At 55.2% G+C, this 2,278-nt stretch carries 3 protein-coding genes; 2 read left to right on the plus strand and 1 reads right to left on the minus strand.

Going from position 1 to position 2,278, the window contains the following annotated elements:
* Positions 1-843: phospholipase effector Tle1 domain-containing protein (locus HV670_RS29750; protein ID WP_175108507.1), on the minus strand; the 843-nt coding region annotated here is incomplete at its 3' end.
* A 679-nt stretch (positions 844-1,522) separates the two neighbouring features.
* Here HV670_RS29750 and HV670_RS29755 point away from each other — a divergent pair.
* Together HV670_RS29755 and HV670_RS29760 are read left to right on the plus strand one after the other, a co-directional pair.
* Positions 1,523-1,831, plus strand: coding sequence for a DUF2946 family protein (locus HV670_RS29755; protein WP_246258122.1), 309 nt, complete (start codon positions 1,523-1,525; stop codon positions 1,829-1,831).
* A gap of 81 nt (positions 1,832-1,912) precedes the next feature.
* Positions 1,913-2,119, plus strand: coding sequence for a hypothetical protein (locus tag HV670_RS29760; RefSeq protein WP_175108509.1), 207 nt, complete (start codon positions 1,913-1,915; stop codon positions 2,117-2,119).
* The last annotated feature ends 159 nt before the right edge of the window (positions 2,120-2,278 follow it).

A 2,278-nucleotide genomic window follows, 5' to 3' on the forward strand; every position in this document is an offset into this window, starting at 1 on the left:
GCCGGGGAATAATACTTGCACAACGCCCGGACGCGTGTCCCACAAGGTCGGTGTGAAATCAGCGCGTTGTTCGTCGATAGCGATCGCATGAAAACCGTTCTCGACGCGATCTGACAGGCTGTTATCGCAGAATTTGAACTCGTCGAGCCGAACAGACGTACCGCCTCGCTCTTGCATATCTGGGATGCCTAAAGCACCCACAGTGTCCCACACGCCCACGGCCGTGATGCTTACATCGCTCGTGAGTTTGAGTTCCGGTGCCGGGTGCAGTCCCAGTTCGAGCCGATCTGCAAAATCGGTAATGCTCTCGGCAAGGGCGTGCAAAATGCCAGTATCGTCCGCGTGAATCGCGTGCTTATACTGCGTCCAAGCAGCGAGCCCCGCGCTATAGCTTTTTGGTGAGTGAGCAATCAGCCCCATAGCAGCCCAATCGAGTAGTCCCTTTCCGGCGATGAAGGCCGCCAGTGCTCGGGCCGTATACGCGCCACGACTAAACCCTACGATGTAAATGCGGTCGCCGGGCTGATATTCCCGTGACAAATATGTGTAGCCGCGAACAATGCGTTCGACAAGTCCAAGACCCAACGCACCGTCGACCTTCTTCGCGATCGTATTTGTCGTATCGCCGACCCCGTGGATGTACTTGCCGACCTGTGCTTGTGCGCCAGAGCTGTCGGTAAATACAATTTCTTTTTCACTATCCGTTGGTGCGAGGGGGGCCGAACCGCTGAGCGCCTCAAATACCTTTTGCACATTGGTAGGAACACTGTCTTGCGTTTTTGTGTCTTTCGAATTAGGGCCATTCCACGTGCCGTCTAAGCACAGTACGATATTCTTCGGCATCTTCAGTTTTCCTTCCGCGCTTGTAGCGCATGTCGTGATTCTTTCCGCACTGGAGCGAAAGAAGGCAGCGCGGTTCATTTGACGTGCAATTAATCGTATTGAACAGCCTGAAGATCGTTGCATAAATAGTAACGTTTGTGTTGGGTATTTTTAATTAGTTTTCGTCGACGGCCAGATCATTTTCATTGATTAAGTTTGATCGGCATCCTCGATTTAGACGCGAAGTCGGTATGCATGCGTGCTTACGGCCGCTTTCGAGCAGGGAACAGTCCTTCGTCTTCGAAAAGGCGATGCCGGACACTCATCGTTTTCAGTGCCTCATCATGAACAGATATCGCGAAGATATTTGGCCGACTTCTGCCAATCTCCATACCGCCGGCTCTTATAGGCGTTGGAAATTCGAAGCCCGTGTCGAAGGCTCCTTTGCGGTTGCACACATTGGGGAACTCTACCCATATCGGTCTGAGGGCATCCCCACCTGCTTTACTCTCTGTTCGACCTAGAATGGGACGGATTACCGGAGAGGCGCAGCAGTGAACGGAGGAAGCTTGTCTTTCGGTATGTCGCGGGTCACACATCTGTCGCGTTGCCCGGGTCATCGATTAGCGTACACGCTGTTCGGAAGAACATGACTCTTCGCGCTCGCAAACACACCGTCGCATGGCTTGGCATCATTGCCATGTGGCTAATCGTGTGCGCGCCGCTCTTCAGTCAACTCGTCGCACTAGCGAAATCGTCGGAACCGGTCGCGGTCCTCTGCTCTGCCGTGAATAGCGAAAGGGCTGCGCAGCACGCGCCCCCCGATTCCCTAAGTGCATGCGGTTACTGCGACCTCGCCGCACAGCCAGCGATCGTGGCTACGGTCGCACTTCCCTCGCAGATCGCCACCGTTCTCCTTGCGACAGTACCGATTTTGGCGCTGGCTCTGTTCATCAGAGTTGACGACTATCCGTCAGGCCGCCCTCGAGACCCCCCCATCGTTTTCTGAATTTCGCTATTGCACACCGTGCGACGCATTGCGCCTATCAGAGGCGCGGGCCGATGGTCATCCAGCATTCAGGAAACGTCGATGTCCATATCCTCTATATATGAATGGGGACAGCAGGCACGCGGACGTGCGTCAATACGGCGCGTTGTGCCCAATCGTCTTCCGCATTCACTGGTCCCGCCCCTCGCACATGACATCGGCATCGATCATCTGTTCGATGCGCGGCATTGCGTCTGCCATCCCTATCCGGGCCGCACGTCGTGCGTCGACGCGATGGTGCAAATGTGATGGACACGACCGCTTCGATCACGGAGACAAGTGTGATGGTTTCCCGCACAGATGTGCCTGATTCGCCGACTAACGTCGACAAGAGGTACAACGTCGTCGCTGGGCCGCATGACCGCGAGCAACGATCCGCGAAAAAGGCGGCCAAATTATGCTGCGTGT

This window comes from Pararobbsia alpina (genome assembly GCF_902859895.1).
Classification (GTDB): domain Bacteria; phylum Pseudomonadota; class Gammaproteobacteria; order Burkholderiales; family Burkholderiaceae; genus Pararobbsia; species Pararobbsia alpina.

Coding starts and splice junctions, on each gene's coding strand:
- HV670_RS29755 (WP_246258122.1), top strand. CDS start 1,523: ATGTGGCTAATCGTGTGCGCGCCGCTCTTCAGTCAACTCGTCGCACTA.
- HV670_RS29760 (WP_175108509.1), top strand. CDS start 1,913: ATGTCCATATCCTCTATATATGAATGGGGACAGCAGGCACGCGGACGT.